Genomic DNA, 5,359 nt, shown 5'->3' on the forward strand with positions numbered 1-5,359 from the left:
CGCTGATAACGGCGTCAAAGCCCTCCAAATCGGCTTTGCTAAGCTCAAAAACATCTTTATAAACGACTTTTACGTCGCCGTTTTTATACTCTTTGTTTCGCACGATCGCCGTGACGTCATGCCCTTGTTTTAGAGCTTCTTGCACCAAATTTGAACCTGATTTTCCGTTTGCTCCGATGATTGCTACTTTTTTCATTTTATATCCTTTTAAATTTAGATTTTGTTTGCTGACGCAGCTGCCTATCGTTGCGGCAAGCTAATTTAATTGCCGCCGCGACTGATATACTCTATCATACGATCACCTATCGTCGTCGTCGCAGCCGCTGCGCCCGCCCCGCAGGGCGCGTCTTGCCCGCCACACGGTTTAAAATTTACACCCGCGCTTTGCCACATGCTTATCTTGCGAAATTTTACAGCCAGCTAGGCTTTACGTCGTCGTTTATCACGCCGTCGCCGTTAGTATACTGCTCCAGGCTGCCGCGTTTAGTTTGGATACAGATAAACTTCATCCCCTGCGCGCCCGCCTTAAAGTATCTTTTGCCTGCCGGATCGATGCGTATCGCGTCGCTCTCTTTGACCGCCTTCTCCTCGCCGTCGATGAAAAGCGTGCCGCCGCCTTTTAGCACCAAGTAAAGCTCCTCGTTTTGCTTGTGCGAATGCACGAACGGCACGCTCGCGTTTGCGGGAAGCTCATTGATAGAAAGCTCGCAGCCGCTTAAATTTAGAGCGTCTTTTAGCTCGACTCTCGGTTCGCTTTTCGTTGAAACGATCTTGTAGTTTGACATCTTTTTCTCCTTAGATTTTTGTTGTAATGCTATAACTTACAACCGATGGGCGAAGTATAATAAAATTTTGTTGTAATGTCAAGAGTTACAGCAGAAATTCCGCAAAATTTGACGCAAATTTTAAAATCAGCTAAAATCCGCGCGATTTTAAACAAAGGAATTTTATGCAAAATAGCGCATTTAAGACGCTAACGCTCATAGCAAAGAAAAACTTTAAAAAACTGTTTTTTACGTTTAGTCTAGTTTTGGCGGAAAACGGGCTGTTTCTCGTCTATCCCGTACTAGCCGGCATAGCAATAAACGCCATCGTAGCGGGCGATACGCTTTTGGCGCTTAGCTACTCGTGCATGGTATTCGTGGGCTGGGGGCTTGGCTCGATTAGACGGCGCGTGGATACGCAGGTGTTTACTAGGATATATGCAGGACTTGCCGTAAGCGTGATAATGAACGAAAAAAGAGCCGCAAAAGACGAAAGCGTCATAATCGCAAGGGCAAATTTATCTCGCGAATTCGTGGATTTTTTCGAGCAACATTTTCCGGTGTTTTTTACCTCGGTCGTCTCGATTTTCGGCTCGGCGATCATGCTTTTATTTATCGAGTTCTACGTAGGTTTGGCAGTTTTTGCCCTGCTTGCGATTTTTGGAGTTTTGCTACCCAAATACATCGCCAAAAACGACCGCTTGTATCTAAAGCTAAACAACCAGCTAGAGCGCGAGGCAGGACGCATAAACGCAGGCGATGAGCGCACGCTAAAGCGCCACTACGACGTACTTTCAAAGCTTCGTATCCGCATATCAAACAGAGAGGCGATGAGCTTTTTTATCATCGGTGCGAGCGCGGCGGCGATTTTTAGCTTGGCGATATTTTTGCTATCACACAAGCAGGCAAACGCGGGTCACATCTACTCGGTGCTCACCTATCTTTGGACGTTTGCGATCAGTCTTGATGACGCGCCGAGGCTAGTGGAAGAGTTTAGCAAGTTAAAGACATCGGCAAGCGCACAATCGCCGAGCCAGAAGGCGATATGGATAAAATTTAAGCGCTTTTTTGGGGTATAATGTATCTAAAATTTGCCGAAAAACGAGGTTTAAAATGCACGAAAACCACGCCCATTGCGCGCATTCGCACGCGTCAAATAAAATCATTTTGAGAAATTCCTTCCTTATAATATCCGCTTTTATGCTGATCGAGGTCGCGGGCGGCATGGCGACGAATTCGCTCGCCCTGCTCTCGGACGCCGGACACATGCTCTCGGACGCCGCGGCGCTCGGGCTTTCGCTGTTTGCGTTTAAATTCGGTGAACGCAAGGGCAATCTGCAAAAGACCTTCGGCTACAGACGGATCGAAATTTTAGCCGCGACGATAAACGCCGTCACGCTCATCGTCATCGCCGTTTTTATCGTCATCGAGGCGGCGCGGCGCCTACAAAATCCGCCCGAAGTAGCCACCGCGGGGATGCTCGCCATCAGCACGCTGGGACTTGTCGTAAATATCGTCGTGGCGCTGTATATGCTGCACGGCGGCGATGTGAGAGAAAACGTCAATATGCGCGGCGCCTACCTACACGTACTTGGCGACGCTGCGGGCTCAGTGGGCGCGATCGCGGCGGCTTTGGCGATGATGTGCTTTGGCTGGGGCTGGGCGGACGCGGCGGCTAGCCTGCTCGTGGCGGCACTCATCGTAAAAAGCGGCTGGGGTGTGCTAAAAGAGAGCCTAAACATCCTGATGGAGGGCTCGCCAAAGGGCGTGTGCCTGGACGGGCTCGTCGCGCAGATCAGGGGCGTGGACGGCGTGCTTTCGGTGCACGACCTGCACGTCTGGAGCATAACAAGCGGCGCAAACGCGCTCACGGCTCACATCGTGGTCAGCGGCGAGCTGCGCGTGCGCGAGGCGGAGCGGATCATGACCGAAATATCGCACGAAATGGAGCACCTGGGCATCACGCACACGACGCTGCAGCTTGAAAGCAGCGACAACGAATGCGCTGACGAGCTAATCTGCGAAGTAAGATCAAGCGATACGGGCGGGCATTTAGGGCATAGTCATTAAAATTTAGATTTAAAATTCCGCTCGGTTTGAAATTTAAAATTTGGCTCGGTTTTTAAATTTAAAATTTGCCCGCGCCGCGAGATTTCGGAATTTTAGAATTTTGAGGTTTCAAATTTTAAAATTTTGCGCTCGTTATGAAATTTTAAATCCCTACGCGTGGTGAAATTTTAAAATTTCGCCCCGCGGACGCCATTTCAAAATCAGGTGCCGCACGCGCAAAATAGTAGAATTTTACGCAGCGGGTCGCCGCATCATTCAAAACGGCATCTATACGCGTTTGTAAAATTTTAAATTTAACGGAAACGGCCAGGCTAGCAAATGCAGCGAAATTTATCGGACGCACGGAATGGTTTTAATTTAGTCAAACGCCCCCGTTTAAATTTCGCCCGTCTGCGCTAAATTTCATAGGCATGAATTACCCGCACGGCGCGACGGAATTTTAAGCACGTAATTCTAATTTTAAAATTTTAATTGCGGGATTTTTTTGTAGAATTCTTGCAACAAAATTTTTACTTCGGAATTCTGCTGCGGAATTCTTGTTATCAAATTCCGTCGCGAAATTCTAGTCCAAATTTTAACTGCAAAATCAGAATTCCACACGTTTCAAATACCGCGAGTAAGCAAAATTTTATCTAAATTTTATAGCGAGGAAAGCAGGAATTTTATATAATCTGGGAAATCTAAAGGAGATGGCTCGTGAACCAAGACAAAAGCCCCATACGGATAATTTTCATCTCGCTTTTGATCTCTTATGCAAGCTTCGGCGTTGCGGGATTTATGCTTTTTGCTATTTTAAACGAGCTCGGGGTCGAAATCGATTTTGCCTTCGCCCCACGCTCGCCTATTTTTGCCTATTTTCTCACGTTTGCGCAAAAGCTCTTGTCCGCTTTTTTATTCGGCGGGTATTTCGCATTTAGGATGATTAGATACAAAATTCTAGGCATAGATTGCAAGCTGGATTTTATGTTTTTCATAACATTTTGTGCCTGCTTTGCGTCGATGATCGTGATAGGCTCTTTGTGCTTGCTATTTGGATTCTTGCTTTTACGGTACGAGCTTTACTTTTTCTGCGGTGCATTTTTATTGTCTGTGTGCCTAACATACGCGTTATTTAAACGCTCTGGTTTTATGCTAAGCGGGCTTTTGAAAAATCTAAGCGCGAGCTTTAACGTAGATTTTAAGCTCCGCATCATCGTAGCGATACTGCTCGCGCTCATAGCCTGCTTTATGCTTTATTGCAAGCTCGCATAAAAGTAGCAGTGCAAATTGCATCTACACCCAGCGTGATTCGCACCGCTAAATTTTAAAATTCCGCGCCGCAAATTAAGCTGTAAATCGAGCCGCAAATTTAAACTACGCTCAAAATTTTGGCTAAATTTAACTCATTAAATTTTCCTGCCGCTTTGAGCCGATTAAAAGCAAATTTGACGTATAATCTCGCGAAATTTCAGGGAGCCAAGGTGCGCAAAAACATAAAATACCTAATTTACAAGTTCTTTTTTGGGAAACGTCTTTTCGTCAAAATTTAAACTCACGCATTATAATTACAGAAATTGAAAAGGACGGCAATTAGATATGAAAAGAGATATATTAATCGCGATTTTAGGCTTACTTTGCGCCTTTATAGATATTAATTACATAGGTTTTCTTATCGCATTAAATTTGATAGTAGTCTTGGTTTGCGCCGCTTTTCCTTTTATGAAAAAGAATTATATATTTTTTCTACTGCTTGTCGTAAATTTAGCTTTGTATTTGAATAATATCTACACCCCTTTTGAAAAGCCAGAGCTTTGGACTTATAGCATACCTGCGCTGGCAAATGCGACATATGTGCTAGCCGCTTTAGTTTATGCTTCGGGATTTGTCGCTTTTGTCCCGCTTGCGGCATATATCTGTTTTTTATATTCGCTCTGCGTTGTTGCCTGCAGCATACGTGAAAAATTTCAAAGCTTACGCTAAATTTACGATTAAAGTTTTAAGCCATCGTTTCGTATAATTTCGCAGAATTTTAAGGATTGCGTATGAAAATATATTTCTACAAATTGCTTTTAGGCATCTTACTGACGGGCATATTCTCGTTCTCGCTCGGCTTTACTTTATTACGCGTAGGTATGGTTTTTGACATGCCTTTTTTGCATTATGCTTCCTTAGACGTTCAGATCGCAGAAGCTATCCTAACGATAATTTTAGCATTTTATATTGCCGATAAAATTATCGACTTTCGCATTTTAGGCATCGATTGCGAGCTAAATTTCATATTTTTCATCGCCTTTGCGACGATAGGCATATCGATCGTAAGCGTACTATCGTTTTTTATGATCTTCGGTATATTCGTATGGCAAAAGTCAAATGCGGCATTTTCAGCAATGTGTCTATTTTTAGGGATAATTTGGACAGTTCGGCTATTTAGGAATAGCGAATACGAACTTGGGAAATTTTTGCAAAATTGCAGTAGCAAAAGACACTACAAAATTGACAAAGCACTATTGATAGTACTGCTTATAATCGCGCTCTTAGTAATTATA

At 44.5% G+C, this 5,359-nt stretch carries 7 protein-coding genes; 5 read left to right on the forward strand and 2 right to left on the reverse strand.

Translation table 11 applies throughout. The features are described 5' to 3' along the window. Positions 1-196 (reverse strand): NAD(P)H-binding protein (locus Q0236_RS01025; protein ID WP_297913971.1); only part of this gene is annotated, 196 nt, incomplete at its 3' end. Between the two features lie 214 nt (positions 197-410). Continuing rightward, positions 411-785: a cupin domain-containing protein gene (locus Q0236_RS01030; protein WP_297913974.1), complete on the reverse strand. Its 375-nt coding sequence runs from the start codon at positions 783-785 to the stop codon at positions 411-413. Positions 786-949: 164 nt separating this feature from the next. Between Q0236_RS01030 and Q0236_RS01035 the strand changes: the two genes are divergently transcribed. The 5 genes from Q0236_RS01035 to Q0236_RS01055 all read left to right on the forward strand — a co-directional run. Then, complete coding sequence (locus tag Q0236_RS01035) at positions 950-1,843, forward strand: ABC transporter six-transmembrane domain-containing protein (protein WP_297913977.1); 894 nt, start codon at positions 950-952, stop codon at positions 1,841-1,843. A gap of 34 nt (positions 1,844-1,877) precedes the next feature. After that, positions 1,878-2,834 (forward strand): cation diffusion facilitator family transporter, encoded by a 957-nt coding sequence (locus Q0236_RS01040; protein ID WP_297913980.1) that lies wholly within the window; start codon positions 1,878-1,880, stop codon positions 2,832-2,834. Between the two features lie 696 nt (positions 2,835-3,530). After that, a complete protein-coding gene (locus Q0236_RS01045; protein ID WP_297913983.1) occupies positions 3,531-4,085 on the forward strand; it encodes a hypothetical protein in 555 nt (184 codons plus the stop codon). A 324-nt stretch (positions 4,086-4,409) separates the two neighbouring features. Beyond that, on the forward strand, positions 4,410-4,793 hold the full coding sequence (locus tag Q0236_RS01050; RefSeq protein ID WP_297913986.1) for a transporter: 384 nt from the start codon (positions 4,410-4,412) through the stop codon (positions 4,791-4,793). Positions 4,794-4,855: 62 nt separating this feature from the next. Beyond that, positions 4,856-5,359 (forward strand): hypothetical protein (locus tag Q0236_RS01055; RefSeq protein WP_297913989.1); only part of this gene is annotated, 504 nt, incomplete at its 3' end.

The sequence above is a fragment of the uncultured Campylobacter sp. genome (assembly GCF_938031315.1).
Taxonomy (GTDB): Bacteria; Campylobacterota; Campylobacteria; order Campylobacterales; family Campylobacteraceae; genus Campylobacter_B.